This window comes from Metabacillus litoralis (assembly GCF_007994985.1).
Taxonomy (GTDB): Bacteria; Bacillota; Bacilli; order Bacillales; family Bacillaceae; genus Metabacillus; species Metabacillus litoralis.
In genome coordinates this window covers 1-2,007 of the sequence record NZ_VOQF01000042.1, presented here as the reverse complement: position 1 = coordinate 2,007, position 2,007 = coordinate 1, and the positions used below count along the sequence as shown (strand labels likewise).

Here is a 2,007-nt window from a genome sequence, read left to right as displayed (position 1 = left end):
CGAACTCATTTTACCCAAGTTGCCTAAAGAAATAACCGTGTCTAACTTTAAGGGGTCACTTCAAGGCTAAGGTTTTAATAATTACTATTTTTACTTCTTTTGTATTAACCGTGGAGCAGCTAACAGCAATATGCTAACTACAATTGCAGACACAATCATAGTAGGAACCATATAAATAGAATTATAAGTAATAGAATAAGTTAAAACCGGTGTCCCTTCAGGTGTGTAGGAAGCGAAAAATGTAACACCAGCAATCACGTGAATGATTAGTCTTAAAGCACTTCCTAGTATAACGCCTAGAGTTATATAAACAATGCTAGCATTGTTTTTGTTTTGGGCTAAACTGTTTTGAATTGCTTTAAAGAATATTCCGCTAAAGCCAACAACTGTAAATGCTAAATAATAATCAAGAAATCCTTGAACAGGATGTATAATGTATGCGTTACTTAGGACAGCCTGTAAAAAACCTAACAATAAACCTGTTAAGAGACCGCCTTTAATTCCCCAACGAAACGCAATGATAAAAATCGGAATCATGCCTAAGGAAATTGAACCACCCTGTGGTAATTTTAATATAACTCCTGATAACAAATCTAAAAGAAAAGCTAAAGCTGACAACATTGCTACCTCGATAAAAAATAATAATCGTTTATTTCCTTGCATTCCAAAATCCCCTTTTCTACATCAAACCAAAGAAGAACAAAGAGTTTTTTGCACACAAAAAAGCAGTGATGGAACGTAATAGATGGTTCCAAACACTACTTCATATGGCCATCCACATCCCTACAATAGTACTAACTAACAGGTTCTAAGGGTTAGAACAAATGTCCAATCTCAGCCAATGGCTCCCCTTGTGGTTAAATGTATTTATATTTTTGATTTTAACTATACATGATTGACTAAAACTTAGGCAAGGGTTATTGAAAGAAATATATATATAGTAAGAAAAGGTTTTTTAATGAAAAAAAGAATACGTTTTATAATTCCTACATATTGTCCTAAGAGGTGAGAATGTGGGGATAAAAAAACTCTTTAATTTTAAAGGATCAGCAAATTTGCAAAAGGTAAAAGAAATGCGAATTGATAAAAATTATGGTGGAATTATACACCAGCTAAATTTAGATGAATTTTGGCACTCATTACAAGGTGCTGAAAAAGCCTTTATCAGAAATCGTACAAGTTGGTCATTTGGAGGTAGAATAAAATCTGAGGAACTAGATGATCCTAAAAGTACTGCCCAAACAAAAAGGAGTGTTTATGCATTTTTGTTAGGTAATGCTAGTTGGGCTTCTGAGGCAAAAGAATATGAGCTTGCAGAAAAGCTATTAAACGAAGTCATTAAAAGAACAAATAATATATTTATTGTCCACAGATGCTATAAGGAGCTTATTGTTATGCACCATAAGTTAAGTAAACAACATGAAGGTTCTCTAGAAAAATGTATTGAATTTTCAAAGCTTCATATAGAAATAGCTCCATTATTATTTGAAAATGCAATGAATACTGGTATAGAACCACCTCGTATTGCTGCTTTTAATATAATGATGAAGATGTATGAAGAAAAGGGATTATTAGAAGAATATGAGAACGTATTTAAACTTGAACAACAATATAAAAATGGAACATTTGAATAAGAACTATTAGATAGGTGACTAAACTGGTCATCTTTTTTGTTGTTCACTAGCTATGAAAACTTTAAGATTAGGTAAATAAAATAGAAGAGATAAATAGAAATTAAAATAATCAAGAAAAAGTGCTTGCTATTAATTTTTCATCATGTTATATTATAAAACGTCGCTAAAACAACGTGACACAAACAATATTTATAATGATGTTGACAAGTCATTATAGAAATGTTAAATTAATAAAGTCGCTTCTGAACAGGACGACACAAAAATGATCTTTGAAAACTAAACAAAACCAAGCGTGCCAACGTTAATTTCAATTAACAAAACGTACTATATAGTACAAAAACGAAACAACTATGAGCAAGTCAAACACTACTTT

2 protein-coding genes and 1 riboswitch are annotated in these 2,007 nt (G+C 31.5%); of the genes, one reads left to right on the top strand and one right to left on the bottom strand.

The window, feature by feature from the left end; genetic code table 11:
- Positions 1 to 90 precede the first annotated feature (90 nt).
- Positions 91 to 663 (bottom strand): energy-coupled thiamine transporter ThiT, encoded by a 573-nt coding sequence (thiT, locus tag FS935_RS22980; protein WP_146950929.1) that lies wholly within the window; start codon positions 661 to 663, stop codon positions 91 to 93.
- 100 nt (positions 664 to 763) lie between these two features.
- Positions 764 to 862, bottom strand: a riboswitch (TPP riboswitch).
- Between the two features lie 151 nt (positions 863 to 1,013).
- Between thiT and FS935_RS22975 the strand changes: the two genes are divergently transcribed.
- Positions 1,014 to 1,634 (top strand): hypothetical protein, encoded by a 621-nt coding sequence (locus tag FS935_RS22975; protein ID WP_146950928.1) that lies wholly within the window; start codon positions 1,014 to 1,016, stop codon positions 1,632 to 1,634.
- Positions 1,635 to 2,007 lie beyond the last annotated feature (373 nt).